20 protein-coding genes are annotated in these 22,323 nt (G+C 40.1%); 13 read left to right on the top strand and 7 right to left on the bottom strand.

Annotated features, from left to right (window positions below; genetic code table 11):
• Positions 1-6: 6 nt before the first annotated feature.
• The 3 genes from L2764_RS12505 to glk form a co-directional block, all read right to left on the bottom strand.
• Positions 7-2,475, bottom strand: a complete 2,469-nt coding sequence (locus L2764_RS12505) for a hybrid sensor histidine kinase/response regulator (protein ID WP_248940590.1) — start codon at positions 2,473-2,475, stop codon at positions 7-9.
• Positions 2,476-2,686: 211 nt separating this feature from the next.
• Positions 2,687-4,135 carry an FAD-binding oxidoreductase gene (locus L2764_RS12500; RefSeq protein WP_248940589.1) on the bottom strand — a complete coding sequence of 483 codons (1,449 nt, stop codon included), beginning with the start codon at positions 4,133-4,135 and terminating at the stop codon, positions 2,687-2,689.
• A gap of 252 nt (positions 4,136-4,387) precedes the next feature.
• Positions 4,388-5,338 (bottom strand): glucokinase, encoded by a 951-nt coding sequence (gene glk, locus L2764_RS12495; protein WP_248940588.1) that lies wholly within the window; start codon positions 5,336-5,338, stop codon positions 4,388-4,390.
• 515 nt (positions 5,339-5,853) lie between these two features.
• Here glk and tsaB point away from each other — a divergent pair.
• The 6 genes from tsaB (at position 5,854) to rnd (ending at position 13,206) form a co-directional block, all read left to right on the top strand.
• Positions 5,854-6,573, top strand: a complete 720-nt coding sequence (gene tsaB / locus L2764_RS12490) for a tRNA (adenosine(37)-N6)-threonylcarbamoyltransferase complex dimerization subunit type 1 TsaB (protein WP_248940587.1) — start codon at positions 5,854-5,856, stop codon at positions 6,571-6,573.
• 714 nt (positions 6,574-7,287) lie between these two features.
• The gene (locus L2764_RS12485) at positions 7,288-7,953 is read left to right on the top strand and encodes a M50 family metallopeptidase (protein ID WP_248940586.1); all 666 of its coding nucleotides are present in this window, start codon (positions 7,288-7,290) and stop codon (positions 7,951-7,953) included.
• 119 nt (positions 7,954-8,072) lie between these two features.
• Entirely contained in the window at positions 8,073-8,957 is an 885-nt protein-coding gene (locus L2764_RS12480) for a class I SAM-dependent methyltransferase (protein ID WP_376708413.1), read from the top strand.
• A gap of 254 nt (positions 8,958-9,211) precedes the next feature.
• Entirely contained in the window at positions 9,212-10,087 is an 876-nt protein-coding gene (locus L2764_RS12475) for an alpha/beta fold hydrolase (RefSeq protein WP_248940584.1), read from the top strand.
• Positions 10,088-10,309: 222 nt separating this feature from the next.
• Complete coding sequence (gene fadD, locus L2764_RS12470; protein ID WP_248940583.1) at positions 10,310-11,974, top strand: long-chain-fatty-acid--CoA ligase FadD; 1,665 nt, start codon at positions 10,310-10,312, stop codon at positions 11,972-11,974.
• Positions 11,975-12,096: 122 nt separating this feature from the next.
• A complete protein-coding gene (gene rnd, locus L2764_RS12465) occupies positions 12,097-13,206 on the top strand; it encodes a ribonuclease D (RefSeq protein WP_248940582.1) in 1,110 nt (369 codons plus the stop codon).
• Between the two features lie 118 nt (positions 13,207-13,324).
• On the opposite strand, the gene minE is transcribed toward rnd, so the two are convergent.
• From minE to minC, 3 genes are read right to left on the bottom strand one after another with little or no spacing between them, the layout of a single operon-like run.
• Entirely contained in the window at positions 13,325-13,582 is a 258-nt protein-coding gene (gene minE, locus L2764_RS12460) for a cell division topological specificity factor MinE (protein WP_248940581.1), read from the bottom strand.
• Positions 13,583-13,584: 2 nt separating this feature from the next.
• Complete coding sequence (minD, locus tag L2764_RS12455) at positions 13,585-14,394, bottom strand: septum site-determining protein MinD (protein WP_248940580.1); 810 nt, start codon at positions 14,392-14,394, stop codon at positions 13,585-13,587.
• A gap of 32 nt (positions 14,395-14,426) precedes the next feature.
• Entirely contained in the window at positions 14,427-15,092 is a 666-nt protein-coding gene (gene minC / locus L2764_RS12450) for a septum site-determining protein MinC (RefSeq protein ID WP_248940579.1), read from the bottom strand.
• A 121-nt stretch (positions 15,093-15,213) separates the two neighbouring features.
• Between minC and L2764_RS12445 the strand changes: the two genes are divergently transcribed.
• Positions 15,214-15,495, top strand: coding sequence for a YcgL domain-containing protein (locus tag L2764_RS12445; protein ID WP_248940578.1), 282 nt, complete (start codon positions 15,214-15,216; stop codon positions 15,493-15,495).
• Positions 15,496-15,684: 189 nt separating this feature from the next.
• Here L2764_RS12445 and L2764_RS12440 read toward each other — a convergent pair whose 3' ends face one another.
• Positions 15,685-16,110 (bottom strand): hypothetical protein, encoded by a 426-nt coding sequence (locus L2764_RS12440; RefSeq protein WP_248940577.1) that lies wholly within the window; start codon positions 16,108-16,110, stop codon positions 15,685-15,687.
• 408 nt (positions 16,111-16,518) lie between these two features.
• On the opposite strand from L2764_RS12440, the gene cyoA reads away from it, so the two are divergent.
• From cyoA to L2764_RS12410, 6 genes are all read left to right on the top strand, one after another.
• The gene (gene cyoA, locus L2764_RS12435; RefSeq protein WP_248940576.1) at positions 16,519-17,397 is read left to right on the top strand and encodes a ubiquinol oxidase subunit II; all 879 of its coding nucleotides are present in this window, start codon (positions 16,519-16,521) and stop codon (positions 17,395-17,397) included.
• Positions 17,393-19,366 carry a cytochrome o ubiquinol oxidase subunit I gene (cyoB, locus tag L2764_RS12430; RefSeq protein WP_248940612.1) on the top strand — a complete coding sequence of 658 codons (1,974 nt, stop codon included), beginning with the start codon at positions 17,393-17,395 and terminating at the stop codon, positions 19,364-19,366. The genes cyoA and cyoB overlap by 5 nt, the downstream gene beginning before the upstream one ends.
• Positions 19,359-19,961 carry a cytochrome o ubiquinol oxidase subunit III gene (cyoC, locus tag L2764_RS12425; RefSeq protein WP_248940575.1) on the top strand — a complete coding sequence of 201 codons (603 nt, stop codon included), beginning with the start codon at positions 19,359-19,361 and terminating at the stop codon, positions 19,959-19,961. Before cyoB ends, cyoC begins: the two co-directional genes overlap by 8 nt.
• Positions 19,958-20,287: a cytochrome o ubiquinol oxidase subunit IV gene (gene cyoD / locus L2764_RS12420; protein ID WP_248940574.1), complete on the top strand. Its 330-nt coding sequence runs from the start codon at positions 19,958-19,960 to the stop codon at positions 20,285-20,287. The genes cyoC and cyoD overlap by 4 nt, the downstream gene beginning before the upstream one ends.
• The gene (gene cyoE / locus L2764_RS12415; RefSeq protein ID WP_248940573.1) at positions 20,248-21,132 is read left to right on the top strand and encodes a heme o synthase; all 885 of its coding nucleotides are present in this window, start codon (positions 20,248-20,250) and stop codon (positions 21,130-21,132) included. The genes cyoD and cyoE overlap by 40 nt, the downstream gene beginning before the upstream one ends.
• A gap of 606 nt (positions 21,133-21,738) precedes the next feature.
• On the top strand, positions 21,739-22,245 hold the full coding sequence (locus tag L2764_RS12410) for an outer membrane protein (RefSeq protein WP_248940572.1): 507 nt from the start codon (positions 21,739-21,741) through the stop codon (positions 22,243-22,245).
• The last annotated feature ends 78 nt before the right edge of the window (positions 22,246-22,323 follow it).

Genomic DNA, 22,323 nt, shown 5'->3' with positions numbered 1-22,323 from the left:
ATGAGGTCATAGGGGAGTGAGGTATTTATTCATCATGTCGAAAAGTTTGGTTTTTTGAATGGGTTTAGAAAGATAATCATTCATGCCTACTTGGGCACACATTTTGATGTCCTGATCTAAAATACTGGCAGTGAGTGCGATGATAGGAGTGGGGGTTCTTTGCTGTTGTTGTTCATATTGACGGATTTCTTTGGTGGCGGTAAAACCATCCATTTCTGGCATCATGCAATCCATGAGTATTAAGTCAAAATGAGGACCATTTTTCACTTTTTCAAGGGCTTCTAAACCATTGCTCGCAATTTCATAAAGGTAATTTTCTTTGGATAAAAATAAGGAAACAACTTTTTGATTAACCAGATTATCTTCAACAATTAAAATGTTTTTTTGTACATTTTCTTGCTGATTATTGTCGTGCTCTGTTTGAACAAGGTCATTCAGTGAGTGGCTTTGGCGTTGATAGCAATATTTTATCCCACTCGCTAAGGTATTGATGAGCCGACTACCGAGTAATGGGTATTTCACTATGCCATCAATTTGGTCTTTAAAATCGATACTGGGTGTGAGAATGTGCTGGCATATGATGAAGGGAATATGTGGATGTTTATCTTGAAAGGCATTCAGTTGGGCGAAGAAGTCGTTGTCATTTTCTCCTTGATAATGGTAAAGGATAATCGTGTTTTCAGTGAGTGTTGTTATATCGCGAATATCGGCTAGGCATGGATGGACAGCCATTCCATAATAGTGGAGTTTACTGTGTAATACTTGATTGAGCTCAGCGTCATCACTGATGACAGTAACTGATGACTTGCTGAGTATTGATGATATGACAGGGGGTTTTTCGTTAACAAGTTGTGCATCTATGGTAAAGAAGAAGCTGCTGCCTTGGCCTTTTTCCGAATCGACTTCTAATTTACCCCCCATCAGTGCAACCAGTTGCGAACAGATACTTAGCCCTAAGCCTGTTCCGCCAAACTGACGAGTAATAGAGCTGTCTTCTTGGGTAAAAGGGGAGAAAATACTGTCTTGTTTATCTTTTTCTATGCCTGTTCCTGTGTCTGTTACTGCAAAATAAAGCCGCAATTGGTCTTGCTGTTTTTCAGCCAGTTTTATGTGTATTGTAATGGCGCCGGAGCCGGTAAACTTTACGGCATTGGACATGAGGTTCATTAGTATTTGACGTAATCGGTGTTCATCAATCATCAAATTAAAGGCGACGTTATCATCAATATCGACATCTAGATTAACGGATTTTTCTATTGCTTTAGAGACCACAATGGCGAGCGTATCATAAGCCACTTCACGAACATTGGCTTCACAAGACGTGATCTCTAAATTACCTGATTCGATTTTTGATAAATCCAGTACATCGTTTATTAACATTAATAAGGTTTGTGAGGAGGTTTCAATGGTACCTAAGTATTCTTGCTGAGTGGGGGTGAGCTTGGTTTCGGCTAAAATGCTCGACATACCAATAATACCATTCAGTGGTGTGCGGATCTCATGGGACATATTGGCTAGAAAGGCACTCTTTGCTTTATTGGATGTTTGCGCTTGTATATTGAGTTGCTTTAAATTATTTTCAATTTTGGTTAACGAGCGGGTTAAATAAAATAGCACGGAAACAAGTAGAACAAAGAGTAAGAGTATTAATAATCGATTGAAATTTTCTAAATTAGCGAGTTTATTGGTGAGCGCCAATGGAATTTCAATGGTCAAGATATTGAGTTCATTTTCTACCGAATGAATGGTATCTCTGAGCTGTCCTTGTAAACCTAAATGTTGATTGATGCCTGCAATATGTTCGAGTTCTTCCAATTGAAACAATATTTTAGTAAAAGCTTGCAGATCATTATGCAGTTTTTCATGATCGGGATGAATGGCAAATAAAGACTCTAATTTATTAATATCATTGGTGAAATTATATTGATATTGAGCTTCATGTAAAGTAAAGAAATGATAAATATTTTGTTGAACCTGCCAAAACATGAGTTGAATACTCTGATTTTGGGTGTTGATGATGTCTTTTTCAAGGTGCATTAAAGCGATTTGTAACAGATGCCTTAATCCATCATTATTTCTCCCTCGGATATTGAGTAAGACTAAGGATAATTCATTGATGGCGAGCATATAAGAGTCGATACTGGTAATCATATCTTCACTGTTATAATTAAGTTCAATATTATTAATCTTTAATAAACGCTTAATGTGGGTCACATCTTGTTTTAATTGTTCTCCTTGTTGCTTTAATAATGTGGTGTATTGTTCACCCATTCGAGCCATAAAATCTTTTTCGTGCCTGCGCATCATTAATAAACGATTAGAAGAGTTAGAAACAGTGACTTCTAATGAAAGTAAATTGTTTTCAGTTTCAATGATTTGATGATTGAAGTAACTATAGATAATAAGCAGTATAATAATGGCGCTGGTGGCGAGTTGGAGTTGTAACTTGATTGAGCTGGCTATTCTTTTTGGCATAATAAAATCGCGTCCATATACTGATGTTTTTTGAACAAATAAATATTTTTTCTTGTTGAGTATAGTCAACACCCTTTATTTTGGTGGAAAGATATAGAATATGGCGCCATGAACGTTGGCAGAGATACTTAGCAGCAATAAGCGACATACTCTGACGTTATCTTCGAATGTGCTGAGTTCTGTACGGGGAATAGGGGCGTCATAAAGGGCTTTAGTCTGCTGGTGGAATATTGGCGTTTTTACGAAATAAATTCATTGGATCGTATTTTTTCTTTATTTGTCTTAGTTTGTCGTAATTTTTTCCAAACACAGAGGGAAGCTGACCGACATGATCTTCTTCAACACCAGAATGATTAAGATAAATGCGGTTGTTATTTGAATAAGCAGCGAGTCTATCCCATAGTGCACGCCCCCAAGCAATGTTAGCATCATCAAAGTTAGCATCAATCCACGCTAAATTAGATTCGAGCATAAAGTCAGTATCTCTTGAGCCAAAGGCGGTTGCTTCTTCGGGGACTTCACGATAAACGCCTCTTAAACATTGGATCACAAATGAGACATTACCCTGACAGGTAGCCAGTGGGCGAAGTCTAAAGCCATCGATAAATTCTTTTAATATATTTTGATCTAATTGATTGGTAAACATAGATTTAAAATAAAATCGTTGTGGTTGGATTTTATCGACATCCCAGCCTTCAAACCACTGCTGTACGGCTTCAAAAGGCATGATGGATGTCGCGTCATGAATAAGTCCATCAAAATGGCGAAGGGCTTCAATTTGTTTCTTGGCTTCTTTGCTCTCTCCTGTATGTACACCTGCGAGCATGACCACATCTTGATTATGTAAATGTTTAGGAAAATGAGTACTGGGCGGGACCCGGTAAATAAAAGCCACAGAGGTTAAATCTCGACTCGCGTGCGTCATAAAATCTCGCCATTTCAGTAATACCGACTCTGCTTTATCGATGGCATACATCGGGCCACAGAAGAGTACTTCCGGTCCAACAGGATGGGCTTGAAATAAAAAGGAGGTGACGACGCCAAAGTTTCCGCTGCCGCCTCGAATAGCCCAAAATAAATCGGCATGGTTGTTTTTTGAAACGTTTAATACTTTACCATCGCTGGTGACTATTTGAGCGGCTAACAGGTTATCAATGGATAAACCATGTTTTCCGGTTAGCCAACCAAAACCTCCGCCCAATGTCAGACCTGCTACACCGGTGACGGAGACGACACCGGTTGGCACTGCGAGTCCAAAGGCTTGGGTTTCATGATCCAGCTTGTGAAGTAGAGTGCCTGCTTCTACTCTCACTTGTTGTGTTTTGGGATCGACATAGACCCCTTGCATTAAACATAAGTCTAATAGAATACCGCCTTCACAGCTGGCGTGTCCCGCGATATTATGGCCGCCGCCTTTAATGGCGATGAGTAATCGATGTGCAGCAGCAAATTGGACAGTGGTTTGAATGTCGGCCACACCCGTTGGTTTAACAATCAGGGCTGGCTTACGGTCGAAAATATGATTAAATATCTGCCTTGATTGCTCATATTCATCACATCCTTCATATAACACCTCTGAATTAAGTGTGGACTCAAATTGTTGCCGTTCAGCTTCTGATATATCAACGTCAGTATCATTCAATCCTTTAATTTGTATCATGTTGCCGCCACACCTTATTACTCGCTATTATCTATTCAATATATTAGTCGATGATTGATGATTTTTTAACATTTTAGTGGGTAATGGGATTGGGGGGGGACTTATTTGTTTGATGTCGCTTTCTAAAGTGTGATCCTAACGTGAGTATTACTTTTCGTTTTTATTGAAAATCTTTCAGCATTAAAATGTAAAGAGCCTTAAATGGACCACCCACAGATAATAAGCCTATGGATGGTAAAAAGAAGCAATGACTCAATCAATAGATTGGTATAAATACGCCGCTGCGCCAATGAGTCCGGGTTGGGGCTCTGTGATTAAATATAAAGGCGCTTGATCCACATATTCTTTGAACCGGCCTTTATGGGTGTAACATTGATTAAATTGCTCAAGATCTACATGTTCAATGATACGAGGCATAATGCCCCCCGAAATATAGACCCCACCAAAGGCCCCATTCATCAGTACGAGATCCCCTAAAAATTGCGCTAAAATCTCAAGGAATAGTGTGACACTTTCAACACATAAAGTGTCGGCTTGGTTGATGAAAGCATCGGTAATGTCTTTTGCATCAAATGGTTGAGGATGTTGGCTCGCTTGGGCAGCAAGGGCTTGATAGATATTGACGATGCCTTGGCCGGATAATAATCGCTCAATGGATACGCGTTTATGTTGGCCAAATAGATAGGCGAGTACGTGCATTTGTTGTTCAGTGGTGGGCGCAAAGGCAATATGACCGCCTTCTCCACTGATGCAGTGGTATTGTTCACCAATAGGCACAAGCTGGGCAATACCCAGTCCAGTCCCTGGGCCGCAGACCATTTTGGGCGCGTGTGCTTGTCCTTTTCTTTTGCTCATGGTGATGAGTTGTGTTGACGATAAATGCGGCAGAGACATAGCAATGGCATGATAGTCATTGATAAGATGTACTTTATTGATTGCACAGCGCTTCTCGATGGAATGAGCTGAAAAACGCCAGTCCATATTGGTCATTTTTATTTCTTCATCGTTAACCGCGCCAGCAATACAAATACAGGCTTTATTAACAGTCAACTGATTTTGTTCAATATAATGGTTAATAGCGGCTTCTAGAGAGGAAAATTCAGCGCACTTATAGGTTTCAATATGATTAAGTTCACTCTTATAAGCAATGGCAATGCGGATATTGGTGCCACCGACATCGGCGACTAAATGATCTTGCTGCATAGGCTTCTCTTTGTTTCACGTTATTAAAGTTAAGATAACGGATCCAACACGGGATCGTGAACAAGACCAAAACCTAGCGATTGAGATTTTGTTACTGCATTACGTTATCAAAATGACAAAAAAGCGTGAGTTAAACGTATTTTAAAGCTAGGCATTGAATGAATGCCTAGTAATATATTGATTTAACTCACCAATAATAAGCTCGCTAAGCTATGGATCTTAATAACTTAACTGTTGTTTTTTTATCATGATTACCCCACTAATGCAACCCGAATTCAATCCCCCCAAGTGTACCACTTCGTTAGCACTTCAGTTTAATGTGGTTTGGTCATTGAGACTGAGAACGTTTTTATTTATTGCATTAGCTGTGGGTTTTGTTCAATAAATATTGGAGGCGGGGGGCTTGGAGCCTTGTTTTTATTTTTAGTGTTGTTTTCACCAATAAGAGGCTTAACCTCGCTGTCACTTGGGGTTATACTGGCGGCGAATTATTATCGAGTTGCGGTTATCAATAAATGACACAAGAAGTTCAAATAACAGTGCCATCAATCATATTGGCATTAGACACCTGCACAGAGTCTTGCTCTGTGGCTTTAACGGTGAATGGCGTGGTGTATCAAGAGCAAGTGGATGCGCCTCGTGAGCACAGTCAACGATTGTTACCGATGCTCGACAGTGTATTAAAGCAAGCACAAGTGGTATTGAAAGATGTGGGCCTCATTGCCTATGGCCGCGGTCCGGGTAGTTTTACCGGTATTCGTATTTGTATCAGTATGACCCAAGGGCTAGCCTTAGGGCTTGATATCCCTGTTATTGGTATTTCAACTTTAGCCACCATGGCGCAAATAGCGATAGCAGAGCACGGGGCAAGCCAAGTGTTTTGTGCCATCGATGCCCGTATGGGCGAAGTGTATTGGGGACAATTTATTGACGTTGAGGGGATCGCAACGCTTGTGGGTGAAGAGCGAGTGAGTCGTCCAGAGGACGTGGCTTTACAACTGGAGTTGAATGCTCCCATCATGTGTGCGGGGACCGGTTTTGATGCTTATCCGCAATTATTAACCTTAAGCGAACACGCGCTGCTTTGTGAGCAAGCAACATTCCCCCAAGCCCACGCCATGTTAGGCTTGGCTGAACTTGGTTTTAAACAAGGTGATGCCACCAGTGTCGATGAACTCGCCCCGGTGTATTTACGTGATACCGTGACGTGGAAAAAATTACCCGGTAGAGGATAGTCAAACAATCCCCTCTCTAACCCGATGCTGTTAGAGATGCTTTACTGAATATATGTTAAAGAGACATTCTTTAGGATATTGATAAGGGCATCTCTTTATTGAAATTTTAATGCACTGGCAATGCAACAGACTGAAATCATTACATCAGAAAAGAACAAGATGTATAAAATATCATTAACGGACTGCCAGCAGCGCAGGCAGTCAGATTAATGAATATACCTCAGCTTGGCTGGAATCTTGGGCGGTGATGGCGGTAGCTTGTTGGATATAAGTGGGAGGAATATTTCGTTTGTACCCAGTATACCAAGACTCCTGCTTGGGTGAATGCATCGCATGGAAAGGGAAGTGCTGGGCGACCTTATGATGATACAGACTATTCTATCATGACTAAAATAGGGGATCTAGCTGCTGGTCGTCAAAACGGTGGCGGTGGTGGCAGATGTTGCAGCGATCAAGGGAGATGGTGAAGTATCGATTACTTTTCATGTGACGCTTTAGTTATTGAAGGGAACCAGTCTGCTTTACATTAATAAAGGCTATCTTTCCGAACATTCATTGCCCACTGAATATCAGTCATATTCAGTGGGCTTTTTATTGCGGGATAAAGTAAGGATGATATGATTATTTGAATGCGGGAAATAAGAGAGTAATCGTTACTGGCTCTTGATATGATGGTTTGAAATAAAGAATCATCTTCATTAATAGGAAAGTGTGATGCGTCAATCTAAAATTCCAACCAAAGGGCGTTTTTTTATCGAGCTATTGATTGCGTTTTTAGTGACTCGTTTGCCCTTGATTCAAATTCCTTTTAAGTGGTTAGAAAGCTACTTTCATGAATTATCCCATGGACTGGCCACCGTGTTAACGGGTGGTTCAGTGAGTCATATTCAACTGTTTCCCAATGGTGCAGGTTTATGTTTTAGTCAAGGTGGCTGGCCAGTCATTATCGGTTTTAGTGGCTATTTCGGCGCTGCACTTTGGGGATATTTATTGTTTATTCTGGCAACCTCTCCGAGAGGAATAAGGATAAGCTTTGCCTTATTAGGCGCAGGCGTTTTACTCACCATTACCCTTTGGGGGCGTGACTTACTCACAATTTTGATTTTGGCGGTACTCGCCGGATTATTTTTATTGCCCCTTAAACTCAGCGGCAAAGCTTTTTTTAACTGTGGGTTACGGATTATGGCTTTGATGATCATGCTCAATGCATTAGCGAGTCCGACCTATTTGTTAGGGATCGGCGCCCGCGGGGATGCGGCTATGTTAGCCTCGCAGACGTGGATCCCGGCTTGGATTTGGGTGGGGATGTGGTTGTTGTTTAGTGGTTGGATGCTTTTTTTAAGTTGGCGCCGAGTGCGCGATGTGAGAGTCTTAACGTAGTCAATGTGTCGATTGTTCATACTGACTTATAACGTGTTAACAGCCAATGAATAAAGACTTGGTTTTTTATTTTTGGGCTGCTATTTTGGACGCTAAATTAGCCATCAAGGAAGAAAATGATGTTTTTGAGTAAGGTTTCAAATGTTAACGTATCCCGTGCAGTAAAACCTCTGGCGTTATTGCCACTGTTAAGTGTGGGTTTATTGTTGAGTAGTGTCAGTTTTCAAGCGTTGAGTGCTACCGATCCCATTGATGCAAAAGATCCTTTGCTGCTTGCGGTGAAGAGTGATTTCAGAACCCCGAATAATGTTCAACGTGATACATATAGGCATCCCTATGAAACATTAGAATTTTTTGGGGTGAAACCAACCGACACTGTGGTTGAATTGTGGCCTGGTGGCGGTTGGTATGCTGAAATATTGGCGCCTTATTTAAATAATAATGGCCATTATATTGGGGCCATTTTCGACAGTAATCCTAAAGATGAAGCTCAGAAAAATGGTTATAGAGCGACGTCGGCTAAAAAATTTAATACTTGGATAGAGAATAATAAAACCCATGTATCTCAGGCAGAAGTGGTTACCTTTGATCCCCCTAGTTATTATTCATTAGGTCAAAATAACAGTGCCGATGTGGTGTTAACCTTTAGAAATTTACATAATTGGGCAATGAAAGATTATCTTTTACCTGTGTTTCAGTCGGCCTATAAAGTACTTAAACCGGGTGGCATCTTCGGGGTGGTTGAACATCGAGGTAAAGAAGGGATGTTAGCCAATAGCGGTTATATGGAGCAGGATGAAGTGATTGCTTTGGCAAAAAAAGTGGGCTTTACTCTGGCGGCCAGCTCAGAGGTGAATGCCAATGTAGCGGACATGAAAGATTATCCCAATGGTGTATGGAGCCTTCCTCCGAGATTAAAAGGCGGTGATACCGATAAACAAAAATATTTGGATATTGGTGAAAGCGATCGTATGACGCTTAAGTTTATTAAACCGACTCGTTAACTTACTTGAAAGCGTTACTGAGTTAAAATGAAATTTATTTAAAGGGTATTTAATCTAAATAGGGCGTAGTCTCACAGAGATGATAGTGCGATGACCTTAGAATAATGAGGTCATCTTGCAAATGTTGTTATCAGATCTTTTCGGGTTAAATATGGACCAAAATAAAGAGCACCGTAAAGAGCCTATCACCGCTCTTTGGGTGCTCTTTATTGTTTATTTCATCCAAAAATTTACAATCAAAAAAAGGGGGATAAATGCTTTGGGAACAAGATAGCAACGGTCACGACATCCAAATTCAATTGCCTCACATCCGTTTGTCGGGACGATTATGGGGCGAGGAAGGTAAGCCATTGCTGCTGGCATTGCATGGTTGGTTAGATAATGCCAATAGTTTTGAACCCCTTTCGACTTATTTGAACGAATTTCAAGTCTTAGCCATTGATTGGCCGGGTCATGGATATTCAGAGCATCATCGCGGGCATTATCCTCTGCATTGGGTCGACTATATTTTTGATCTGGATATGTTAATGACATATCTTGCGGATAAACAGGCCCCAATCGCTATTTTAGGGCATTCATTGGGCGGCATTGTTGCATCGGCCTATGCCGCCGCTTTTCCTGATAAAGCCAAAAAATTGATCTTAATTGAGGCTTTAGCCCCGATTTTTGAGCCGGTAACAGAGAGTAAAGCGAGATTAAGAAAAAGCTTTAGAAGTTACCAGAGGTATTTAGCGGCTCAAGATAAACCGCTTAGTGTTTATGACAGTTTTCAGGTGGTAATTAATGCTAGGCATAAACTAACAGGATTAGATTTACCTTGGTGTGAGTTACTCACTAAACGCAATATGGAGGTTAATGGTACAGGGGTGAGTTGGCGGAGCGATCCCAGATTGAGGCTCGATTCCCCGACACGACTGAACTTTGAGCAAGTGGATGCGTTAATGCAAGGTCATCCTTGTCCGACATTATTAATCACTGGTTCTGAAGGCTATAAACAGTTACAAACGGCGCTTCCTACGGCTAAAAAATGGTTTCAAGATCTGTCGACAATACACTTAAGTGGCGATCATCATCTGCACATGGGGAATGCTAGAGGGGTGGCGGATGCAATAAACGCATTTTTGCTGTGAGTTGTCGAGATTTCTTGCTCTAGCGTTTCAGCCAGTAAATTGGGACTAGGCTTTTTGTTTCATTTATGTGATGATGTTCAAAAAATTAAACGCTTGTATGATTTTTATCATTAGTAATAGAAATACAATCATTAAGCCTGTTTTTTGACATAAGCATTACGTTTGCGATGAGATGCTTTTGTTGTACTGCTTTCACTATTTTGAAGGCAAGAGGAGAGAGTTTTGGATCAGCCTTGGATTAATAATTTACCCGATGATGTACCTGCCGAAATAAACCTCAATGAGTATGCTTCACTCGTTGATTTATTTGAACGTTCAACGGCGAAATATGCCGATCAAGCTGCTTTTGTTAATATGGGAGCAAGTTTAACTTATCGTAAGTTAGAAGAGCGAAGTCGTGCTTTTGCCGCTTATTTACAAAATGAGTTGAAGTTGAATAAAGGCGATAGAGTGGCCATTATGATGCCCAACTTATTGCAATACCCGATTGTGTTATTTGGCATATTACGTGCTGGCATGGTGGTGGTGAATGTGAATCCTCTTTATACCCCTCGTGAGTTAGAACATCAGCTGAATGACTCAGGGGCAAAGGCCATTATTGTTGTTTCAAATTTTGCTCATACTTTAGATAAAGTCGTTCAAAAGACGCAAATAGAGAGTGTAATTTTAACGGGATTAGGCGATCTATTGAGTGTGCCTAAGCGTACTTTAGTCAATTTTGTCGTTAAGTATGTTAAAAGAATGGTGCCTAAATACCATTTGCCTCATGCTATTTCTATGCGCCAATCATTATCTAAAGGCCGTAGAATGCAGTATGTCAAACCGCATATTGAAACATCGGATTTAGCCTTTTTGCAATACACGGGTGGCACAACAGGGCTGTCGAAAGGGGCCATGTTAAGTCATGGCAATATTGTGAGTAATGTATTACAAGCCGAGGCCGCGTATTCGCCTTTACTGGAAAATGGCGAAGAATTAGTTGTTACCGCCTTGCCGCTTTATCATATTTTTGCGCTGACAGTGAATTGCCTGTTGTTTTTACATAAAGGTGCGACTAATTTATTGATCACCAATCCACGGGATTTACCGGCTTTTATTAGTGAGCTAAAAAAGTATCCTATTACGGTCTTAACCGGAGTGAATACCTTATTTAATGCGTTGGTCAATTCGAAAGACTTTACCGGTTTAGATTTTTCAACATTAAAGCTCTCTATCGGTGGGGGCATGGCTGTGCAACGCGCAGTGGCTGAAAAGTGGCAAAGTATTACTCATACTCGTTTATTAGAAGGCTATGGATTAACCGAAGCCTCTCCGCTAGTGACCTGTTGTCCTTATAACTTAGAGGGTTACAATAGCTCCATTGGTTTTCCTGTGGCGATGACAGATGTACAAGTTCGTAACGACAAGGGAACGCTACTTGCGCAAGGGGAAAAAGGTGAAATCTTTGCCAAAGGCCCGCAGGTGATGTTGGGGTATTGGCAGCGTCCTGAAGATACCCAAAAGGTGATTGATGCCACAGGGTACCTTGCTACGGGTGATATCGGTTATATGGATGAAAAAGGCTTCTTCTATATTGTCGATCGCAAAAAAGATATGATTTTAGTGTCAGGCTTTAATGTGTTTCCGAACGAAATTGAAGACGTAATTGCCATGCATCCCAGTGTCGTTGAAGTGGCTGCTGTCGGTGTGCCTAATGAAGTGTCTGGAGAAACCGTTAAAGTCTTTGTGGTTAAAAATGATGATGCCTTAACGGAAGAGGATGTGATTACTCATTGCCGTAGTCATTTAACCGGCTATAAAGTGCCAAAGCTGGTGGAATTCAGAAGTGAGCTGCCAAAATCCAACGTCGGTAAAATATTACGTCGAGAGTTAAGAGATGAACAATAAAGACTTACGGGGTTTGTCTCTTATTGCTCGTGGCTTGTGGTAATATAGCGATAAAATTAAAAGAAGCCGGCTAATGCCGGTTTTTTGTTTACGTTTTCTATGAGCGGATTTTGGAGAATATATTGTTAGCTTTTGAGTATATAGATGATAATGTGAGCCTTGAAGCTTTAGTTGAGCAATATGAACACGCCGATTTATTAGTACTAGATACCGAATTTGTTCGTACTCGAACTTATTATGCGAAGTTAGGGCTGATCCAAGCGTATGACGGCAAGACGCTAGCGCTTATCGATCCGTTAGCAGTGACTAATTTGTCTGTTTTTTGGGCTTTGTTAACTAATCCTAATATTATGAAAATACTGCATTCTTGCAGTGAAGATTTGGATGTATTTGCTCATTATGCTCAGTGCCAACCCAGCCCACTCTTTGATAGCCAGCTAGGAGCGAGTTTAAGTAGTTTGGGTCATAGCTTAGGGTATGCAAACCTGGTGGAACAACTCTTAAATGTCAGTTTAGATAAAGGCGAGTCTCGAACCGATTGGTTAAAACGTCCTTTGTCTCAGGCCCAACTGGATTATGCTGCAAACGATGTGTATTACTTATATGAGCTCTATCCTCAACTCATCGAAAAGCTTCAAGCAAGGGACAGGCTAGATTGGGTCTTTGCTGAGAGTGAACGCATGTCTGAAAACAGGTTGATACCCGTTGCTCCTGATGAGGCTTATCTTAAAGTCAAAAATGCCTTTCAATTGTTGCCTAAGCAATTAGCTTGTCTGAGAGATTTAGCCAAATGGCGTTTAGAGGTTGCTTTAGCACGCGATATGGCATTAGGCTTTGTGATAAAAGATCATGCGCTCATTGCCCTTGCCAAAAAGCAGCCACAAAGTGTCAGTCAGTTAGCGAAAGTGACTGAGTTAACCGATCAAGAAAGACGGGTACACGGTAAAAAAATTATTGAGATCATTAATCAGATTAGTTTCGATAATGTTCCTGATCCTATTGATGTTATTGCGCTTAAAACAGGATATAAGTCTGCTTTTAAAGCCATTAAACAAGCCTTAGTTTCTCAAGCCGAGTTGAAAGATGTGCCTATTGAGCTGCTGGGCTCTAAGCGGTACATTCATGAATATTTACGTTGGTTATGGGATGGCAAAAAAGGGGATTTACCGCTGGTGTTGACAGGATGGAGAGCCGATGTTGTGGGTGATCTTCTTGGCGAGATAACACTCTAATTTTTATATTCCGTTAACCTTCTAAACCCAAAGTATCTGGGAATCATAACGCCCCGATGTGTGTCATAGTGCATTGCACTGGGGCGTTTTTTATGGATAGAGATTGGCGTATTTTCCCTTATGGATCAGGTAACGTCACATTGAGCTCGAGTACTGACAGCTTTTCATCATTTTGATCTAATTGTACTGAGATTTGATCGGGTCCAACATTAACATATTTTCTGATCACTTCAATAATTTCATGTTTCATCTGTGGAAAATAGTCTGGAGCATCTCGTTCTCCGCGCTGATGGGCGACGATTATTTGGAGACGCTCTTTGGCGGTTGCTGCTGTATTCACTTTTTTGTCACTTTTAAAATAATCGAGTAAAGACATAGTTAGTTACCAAAAATGCGTTTTAGAAAGCCTTTTTTCTCTTCGGTGATGAAACGAAAAGGCAACTCTTCACCTAAAAGACGTGCGACACTATCACTGTAAGCGATCCCCGCGTCACTTTCTTGATCTAAAATTACGGGTACACCTGAATTTGAGGCTTTAAGTACCGATTGTGATTCAGGGATCACGCCGAGTAGCGGAATGGCCAATATTTCTTCGACATCGACGACACTTAACATCTCTCCACTACTGACACGTTCCGGTGCATAACGTGTGAGCAGTAATAGTTCTTTAACAGGCTCTAAGCCTTGTTCAGCTCGTCTTGATTTACTCTGAAGCATGCCAACAATCCGGTCCGAGTCTCGTACTGAGCTGACTTCAGGATTGGTCGTGACAATCGCAAGATCGGCATAATACAGTGCCATCATGGCGCCATTTTCTATGCCTGCAGGTGAATCGCAAATGATGTATTCAAATTGTTCTGCGAGTAAGCTTAATACTTTTCCAACGCCTTCTTGGGTCAAGGCATTTTTATCTCGAGTTTGAGAAGCTGGTAGAATGTAGAGTTTATCGCAACGTTTATCTTTAATGAGTGCTTGGTTAAGATTAGCTTCACCATTAATCACATTAACAAAATCGTAAACAACGCGTCGTTCACAACCCATAATAAGATCTAAGTTTCTTAATCCAATATCAAAATCAATAACGACAGTCCTATGTCCTTTTAGGGCTAATCCTGTTGCAATGGCTGCGCTTGACGTTGTTTTTCCAACGCCGCCTTTGCCTGAGGTGACAACAATAATTTGTGTCATGTTATTTACTATCCTTTTTAATCTGTCGGTTGTTAAAGTGATAAGTTATCGGCCGTTAGGATATGACCATCAAGGCGTATACACGCCCCTTGGGTGGTCCCATTTTGCTGAAGGTTTTCTGTTAACCAATATTGGCCAGCGATTGAGACTAATTCCGCTTCCACTTTTTTGGCTATGATGACAGCATGCTTATCGCCAGCGGCGCCCGCCATAGCCTTGCCTCTTAACGTACCATAGACGTGTATACTGCCATCTGCAATGACCTCTGCACCATTCCCAACCGCGCCAATAATGATTAAATCCCCTCCTTTTGCGTAAATTTGTTGTCCTGAACGAATAGTTTGCTGGATGATTTTGGTTGTTTTGGGTAATTGAGGATGATGCTGGCTTTGTTTTCCGGATTTAATGACAGCAAGTCCCAGCAATTTTGCTTGTAGCATCAGCTCGGGTATTGCTTCCGTTATCCCTACAATGACTAATTGCCGTGATGTGAGTAGGGTCTTGAGAGTCGCCAGATCGAATAAAGGATCCTTGATGAGCTCAATATTGATGACTAAAGGCGCACCGATAAAAAATTGAGGCGCAATGGCCAATTTATTATCGAGCTCTGCTGTGAGCCTTTCCATATCTTGATGCTTGATATGAAGGACTGAGAGGGTAAAGGATGCGCCCTTTAATTCTAGGCTTGGTGTGTACATTCCTAATTTGCTCTTTACAAAATGATCAACTTTACGTCGATAAACATTAAATTCCGGACTGCCCATGGTATAGTGTCAGTAATTAGCTGGCAAGTTGAATTGTTTGGAAATTGAGCCTGATATGATCTGTGCAGTGTATAAAAGTAGTCGAAAACAAGAAACCTACCTATTTATTGAAAAACGTGATGATTTTGAAAAGGTACCTGAAGCATTGATGGAGATGTTTGGTATCCCGTCTTTGGTGATGATATTACCTTTGCAAAAAAGGCAGCATTTAGCGTTTGCCGATATTGAAAAAGTAAAAAGTGAATTATCTGATAAAGGCTTCTATTTGCAGCTTCCCCCGCCGGTTGAAAATTTATTAGAAGCTCATAAACATGAGATCGGCTACAGTCCTAATTAAGCGATGTGATCGCTGTTTTATTCAAGGCTGTTTATCTTTTTGGATTGAATTTTTAACCTAAGATTGCTTTAATTACGCTGTGAGTCATGTGGTATATACCCAAGCTCATTGAAAATGCGGGATAGGGATATGTTATTAATGAGTCGCTTTCATAAGTGACTCATTTTTTTTATGTTTATTTTTATATTGTTATTCAGCGTATGGCGTTGTTATCGTGGCAAGTTGGAAATTTCTCAGTAGTGCATTGGTGATGTTGTAACCTAAATATAAGTAGTTTTCAATGTCTGGATGCACGTTATAGTGATAGTCGTTGACTGGAATATTGGGCTGGGCAATGGAGATGTGTGTATCGGCATTATAGGTGAGTATGTCCTGAGTCAGACTTGGGTTAGATAGGCTCTTACTGGTATTTAGAATATAGCGATTATAAGTGATATCGGCGCAACCATCAGGGGTTATCATTTTACAACTGCCACTATTGGCGACTGGCGTGATCGGAGACACAATATGATATAGAGTATTGTTCTGTTGAGGGTTAAGATATTGAGGTAAGGTAATATTGATTAAATGTTTAAGATCGTTTTTTAAATCACCAAAAGTATCGAACCCAATCATTATATCATTAGTACCTGCTAAGATGATGGCAAAAACACTGGCGTTTTGAGGGATTGGGGTTATCGGTTGTTTAAAGAGTGATGCAATGGAAAGTTGTGGGGACTATCGCATAATGTATAGGCCTGATTGGCAAAATAGGGCGCATCAACCATGACACTTTGATGGTAAGCATCAGATCATTAAATGAAAATGGGTAAAAAGAGACTGCCACAACCTACAACCCTTGTCACGCCTAGTTTTTATGAGGGGATTAATAAGGTGCTTGAGAGTGTTTTTTAAGGGTTTATTAAAAACAATCTGCTAATTGATGAAATATCAACAATACTAATATTACTCACATTTTATAGCCTCCAATCGGAGAGCCTGTGCTGTGAAATGTCAACTCCCATTCATTTGTAAAGAGTTGCCATGATGAAGATTGCGAAAAAATATTTAACTTGGATTATCCCTCTGTTATTTTTAGCGGGTTGCAGCCTTGGCGTTCTGGACTCTAAGGGTCAAGTGGGTAAAGAGGAAGGGGCGCTCATTATCACGGCCACCTTACTGATGCTCATTGTTGTTATTCCTGCCATAGTCATGACATTTGTGTTCGCTTGGAAATATCGAGAGAATAACGAAAAGTCGACTTATGCGCCCGATTGGGCCCACTCTGTTAAAATTGAATCTTTTGTGTGGGGGGTGCCTTTCCTTATTATCTTAATCTTGGCCATTATTACTTGGCGCTCGACACACCAATTGGATCCTTATAAACCGCTTGATAGTGATGTTGAGCCCATTGTTATTGAAGTGGTGGCCTTAGATTGGAAATGGTTATTTATTTATCCAAAGTACGGTATTGCGACGGTTAATCATATTGAAATGCCTATCAATGTGCCTATCGCCTTTAAAATCACCTCCGATGCGCCGATGAATTCCTTTTTTATTCCAAGATTGGGTGGGCAAATTTACGCCATGTCGGGGATGCAAACTCAGTTACATTTAATTGCCAATGAAAAAGGCACCTTTAGAGGATTATCGGCCAATATTAGTGGTCAAGGTTTCTCTGATATGACGTTTACCGCCACTGCAACATCAGACAAAGACTTTAAAGATTGGGTCAATAGCGTTCGGCAGTCTCAATTAAGGCTGGATAAGGTGCAATATAATAAATTGAGCAATAAGAGTGAAAATCACCCCATACAATATTTTTCTTATGTTGAGCCTCGACTATTTGAAGCCGTGATTGAGAAGTACATGATGCCAGGTAAACAAGATGCGGATCGCAAATTTATTATAAGGCAGGATTAATATGTTAGGGAAATTAACTTGGGATTCTGTTCCCTGGGATAACGGTATTGTGATGGGCGCCGTTTCCTTCATGGCTGCGGTGGTCATTATATTAGCACTCATTGTGACTCGTTATGGTAAGTGGCGATACCTTTGGAATGAGTGGTTTACGACTATCGATCATAAAAAAATCGGCATCATGTATATCTTAGTGGGTTTTGTCATGATGTTAAGGGGCTTCAGTGACGCTATTATGATGCGTTCACAATTAGCCATAGCTGCGAGTGCGCCGGGGTACCTACCACCAGAGCATTATGATCAAGTTTTTACCGCTCATGGGGTGATCATGATTTTCTTTGTCGCCATGCCTCTGGTGATAGGGCTGATTAATATTGTCGTGCCACAGCAAATTGGTGCGCGAGATGTGGCGTTTCCTTTTATGAATTCATTAAGTTTTTGGCTATTTGTTGTGGGAATGGCATTAGTGAATATGTCCTTAGCCATCGGGGACTTTGCTAGAACCGGCTGGCTTGCCTATCCACCTTTATCAGGCATAGCGAATAGTCCTGGCGTGGGAGTGGATTATTATATTTGGAGCTTACAAATAGCGGGTATTGGTACCTTGATGACGGGGATTAATTTTTTTGTCACTATTATGAAAATGCGCTGCCCAGGAATGACATTGATGCGCATGCCGATTTTCACTTGGACTGCACTGTGTACTAACATTTTAATTATTGCTGCATTTCCTGTACTGACGGTGACATTGGCTTTACTGACACTCGATCGATATTTAGGTTTTCACTTCTTTACCGCTACCGCGGGTGGCGATCAAATGATGTACGTTAATTTGATTTGGATTTGGGGCCATCCTGAAGTTTATATTCTTATTTTACCCGCTTTTGGGGTGTTTTCTGAAGTGGTCCCTACTTTTTCTCGTAAAAAGCTCTTTGGTTATACTTCAATGGTGTATGCAACAGGGGTGATTACTATTCTTTCTTTTAGTGTCTGGTTACATCACTTTTTTACCATGGGATCAGGGGCTAATGTGAATGCTTTTTTTGGCATTGCGACTATGGTGATTGCTATTCCTACGGGAGTGAAAATATTCAATTGGTTGTTTACGATTTATCGAGGTCGCTTACAAATTAGTTTACCCATCATGTGGACCTTAGCCTTTTTGTCGACCTTTACCATTGGCGGTATGACAGGCGTACTGCTATCGGTGCCGGGGGCTGATTTTCTATTACATAACAGCTTATTTTTAATTGCCCACTTTCATAATGTCATCATTGGTGGCGTCGTATTTGGTATGTTTGCGGGTTACAGTTATTGGTTTCCGAAATCCTTTGGATTCATGTTAGATGAAAAGTGGGGGAAACGCGGTTTTTGGCTCTGGGTTATAGGGTTTTATTTAGCGTTTATGCCGCTTTATGCATTAGGGTTTATGGGGATGACACGGCGTTTGAATCACTATGATATTGATACCGGTTGGCAGCCTTTATTAATGGTGGCGATGGCGGGGGCTGTATCCATTTTCTTGGGGATTGTTTGTCAAATTATCCAGCTTTATGTGAGCATTCGTGATCGTGATCTGAATCGAGATTTAACGGGCGATCCTTGGAACGCACGCACACTGGAATGGTCTACCAGCTCACCTCCGGCTTTATATAATTTTCCGTTCACCCCCGTTGTTGACGGCATTGATGCTTTTTGGGCGGAAAAACAGAAAAACCCGGTTAGACCTAAAGAGACAAGGCCCTATGTTGATATTCATATGCCGCGTAATACGGGGGCAGGGTTTATTATGTCGGCTTTTGCGCTTTTCTTTGGTTTTGCGATGATCTGGCATATTTGGTGGTTAGCTTGTGTTGGGGTATTGGGGATCCTCTTTACCTTTATTCATCGCAGTTTTGAGACAGATGTGGATTATTATATTCCTGCAGCAGAGATTGAAGCGACCGAAAAATTAAGGAGTTACAATGTCTAGTGCGGCGATGGATCCCCATGTAGAAGAACTCGATGAGCATTCCATAACCATCTTTGGTTTTTGGATTTATATCATGAGTGATTGCATTTTATTTTCCACGTTATTTGCCACTCACGCGGTGTTGATGCCGAATTTTTTTGGAGGACCCACGCCAAAAGAGCTGTTTTCAATGCCATTTGTATTGATAGAAACGTTTCTTTTATTGACGAGTAGTTTTACCTATGGTCTCGCCATGTTGGCCATGCATAAAGGTAAATCTGTTCAAGTCATTAATTGTTTGGTCATTACTTTCTTATTAGGAGTGGGATTCATATCAATGGAGTTATATGAGTTTCATGAATTGATCACAGAGGGCAATGGTTGGCAAAGAAGTGCGTCGATCTCTAGTTTCTTTGGTTTAGTGGCTACCCATGGTTTCCATGTGACTTTAGGACTGATTTGGATGCTAGTGTTAATGTGGAGTGTTTGGCGTTTTGATTTAACCAAGCAAATCAAAACACGGCTGACTTGTTTGAGTCTATTTTGGCATTTTCTCGATATTATTTGGATTTGTGTGTTTACGGTTGTTTATTTGATGGGAGCGATAGCAACATGAAGCAATCAACTGTCACCAGTAGCGGGGCCGACCATGGTACTTATGCCTCTTATATTATTGGATTCGTTCTATCCATTTTATTGACTATTATTCCTTATTATATTGTTGTTTATTTGGATATCTCTACTGGATTTAAAACCTTATCTATTGTCATCCTTGCTGTCGCTCAATTGTTAGTGCAATTGATTTTCTTTTTACACCTTAATACTCGCTCCGAAAAAGGTTGGAACTTTTTATCTTTTGTTTTCACTATGCTTGTTGTCCTTATTTTAATCGGAGGTTCACTTTGGATCATGTACCACCTTCGAGCCAACATGATGTTATGAAGGTCAAGTTATTTTTATCGATAACGAAACCAGGGATAATATTAGGCAATTTAATCACCGTTATTGGCAGTTTTTTTTTAGCATCACAAGACGTGCTCAATATCGGGGTGTTTTTATTATTAATCGTGGGAATAAGTTGTGTTATTGCATCGGGTTGTGTGTTTAACAATATCATTGATAAAGATATTGATAGTGTCATGGAGAGAACGGCTAAGCGAGTGCTCGTTCAAGGACTGATGTCTGATAGGACGGCATTGCGTTATGCTCTTATTTTAGGAGGATTAGGCTTTTTATGCTTACTTAATATTAATTTATTGAGCTTTTTATTTGGGTTGATTGGCTGGTTTTTTTATGTGGTTATTTATAGTTTATGGGCAAAAAGACAATCCGTGTATGGCACTATGATAGGCAGTGTATCGGGAGCGATGCCAATGGCGGTTGGGTATTGTGCGGGAGCCAATCGTATTGACTCTGGATTAATGATATTGGTATTGATTAGCATTTTTTGGCAAATACCGCACTCCTATGCGATTGGTTTGTTTCGAAGTGATGATTATAAAAAAGCAAATATTCCTTTGTTTTCAATTTTATATGAAAATAAAAAAGTCACCGTTCATTGTCTACTTTATATTGTAGTCTTTACTTTACTCTGTGGGACCTTATATTTATTGGACTATGCGGGGACATTTTACTTGCTTGTAATGATGTTGCTTTGTTTTTATTGGATATGGCTTACTCTGCGTGGGTTTTATACCTTATATGTCAAAAAATGGGCAAGGAGTATGTTTGTCTTTTCTATTGTCATCATTTCCTCCTTTAGTCTTTTAATTGGATTTAACTATTAGTTTAGTTGTTAATATTTAAGTTTTAAACTTAATGCTCTAACTGTTTATTATTATGTGCCATCGTTGTATTAATATTAATTATTTTCAAATTGTTTTGTTTCTCTTGTGATAAAATGTCGTCTATCAACATGTACCCACATTAATTTACCTATGTCAATTCGTCGTTAATTAACTTGGCTGATATTTAATGGAAGTTGTATCTATTAATGTATTGTTAATAAGAATAAAGCCCATCTGAATAAAATAAGTTTGTTTGATGATTAAAAATTGTTTACCTTATAAATTAGACTGTGATTAACGCACTAAGTTTTAAGTCTGTTTGAAATGAATTCATTATCTAATAATGGCAGTGTACATCTGTTGCTGTTCAAGGTATATGGGTGTTTAAATTATTTTGGTGTGTTATTTCTTTCTTTTTGGTATTGATATGTTTAACTTTCTTGTTAATGGAGTTAATGGAGTTAATAGGAGTTAGCCAGAGGTGAAATTTAAAATGTTTATAATAAAAAGCATAACTACATGTTTATTATTCATTTCAATTAATGTGATGGCTTCAGAAAAAAACCTTAATGGTGGGATTGTTCTGTTGATTCTATAGGGCTAGGTGTGGGTTATAGTTATGGCTTTAATTCACTTTCAACAGAGTCTGGAAGTCTTAGTGATATTCAAGATATTGATACCTCTGGGGAGGCCTTTAACGTAAATGTGTTATTTGATAATCAATACAATTCATTATTTAAGCCTTATGTTGATTATACTTTGTTATACCATAGTGATCGCAAGTTTAATATATTTGGAACAGGGTTACAGTTTGACTTTCCCATTGAGAACTCAGCGCTTTCTTTTTATCTTTCCGGTGGTGTGGGATATGGTATGTCTAGTTGGAGTCATATTCCTATCTCGGGATATTTGGTTAATTCAGCGCAATCGACGAGTTTTGTTGGCACATTAAAATCGGGGATGGCATATCAACTCACCGAACGTTTTTCTTTGGGATTAAGTTTACGTTATGACTTTTATGACTTAGACGCTAAGGTTGTTGATAATAATTACGCCAGTGAAAATAATGTCACTAATATCGCAGGGCGGGAGCATACTTTGTCGGATAATTAACCAAAGAAAACTTTTGCCCTGTAATCATCGTCCCAACTCGCCTTTTTTAGCTTATTTCGCTGACTTGGCGCACCGCAA

The organism is Shewanella surugensis (assembly GCF_023284005.1).
Taxonomy (GTDB): Bacteria; Pseudomonadota; Gammaproteobacteria; order Enterobacterales; family Shewanellaceae; genus Shewanella; species Shewanella surugensis.
Note: the sequence above shows the minus strand (reverse complement) of the source record. Positions and strands in the feature narration are given on the sequence as shown.

Bases quoted from the DNA above. Each gene is read 5' to 3' on its own strand.
- L2764_RS12505 (WP_248940590.1), bottom strand. From the start codon at position 2,475: ATGCCAAAAAGAATAGCCAGCTCAATCAAGTTACAACTCCAACTCGCC.
- L2764_RS12500 (WP_248940589.1), bottom strand. From the start codon at position 4,135: ATGATACAAATTAAAGGATTGAATGATACTGACGTTGATATATCAGAA.
- glk (WP_248940588.1), bottom strand. From the start codon at position 5,338: ATGCAGCAAGATCATTTAGTCGCCGATGTCGGTGGCACCAATATCCGC.
- tsaB (WP_248940587.1), top strand. From the start codon at position 5,854: ATGACACAAGAAGTTCAAATAACAGTGCCATCAATCATATTGGCATTA.
- L2764_RS12485 (WP_248940586.1), top strand. From the start codon at position 7,288: ATGCGTCAATCTAAAATTCCAACCAAAGGGCGTTTTTTTATCGAGCTA.
- L2764_RS12480 (WP_376708413.1), top strand. From the start codon at position 8,073: ATGTTTTTGAGTAAGGTTTCAAATGTTAACGTATCCCGTGCAGTAAAA.
- L2764_RS12475 (WP_248940584.1), top strand. From the start codon at position 9,212: ATGCTTTGGGAACAAGATAGCAACGGTCACGACATCCAAATTCAATTG.
- minE (WP_248940581.1), bottom strand. From the start codon at position 13,582: ATGTCTTTACTCGATTATTTTAAAAGTGACAAAAAAGTGAATACAGCA.
- minD (WP_248940580.1), bottom strand. From the start codon at position 14,394: ATGACACAAATTATTGTTGTCACCTCAGGCAAAGGCGGCGTTGGAAAA.
- minC (WP_248940579.1), bottom strand. From the start codon at position 15,092: ATGTACACACCAAGCCTAGAATTAAAGGGCGCATCCTTTACCCTCTCA.
- L2764_RS12445 (WP_248940578.1), top strand. From the start codon at position 15,214: ATGATCTGTGCAGTGTATAAAAGTAGTCGAAAACAAGAAACCTACCTA.
- L2764_RS12440 (WP_248940577.1), bottom strand. From the start codon at position 16,110: ATGATTGGGTTCGATACTTTTGGTGATTTAAAAAACGATCTTAAACAT.
- cyoA (WP_248940576.1), top strand. From the start codon at position 16,519: ATGATGAAGATTGCGAAAAAATATTTAACTTGGATTATCCCTCTGTTA.
- cyoC (WP_248940575.1), top strand. From the start codon at position 19,359: ATGTCTAGTGCGGCGATGGATCCCCATGTAGAAGAACTCGATGAGCAT.
- cyoD (WP_248940574.1), top strand. From the start codon at position 19,958: ATGAAGCAATCAACTGTCACCAGTAGCGGGGCCGACCATGGTACTTAT.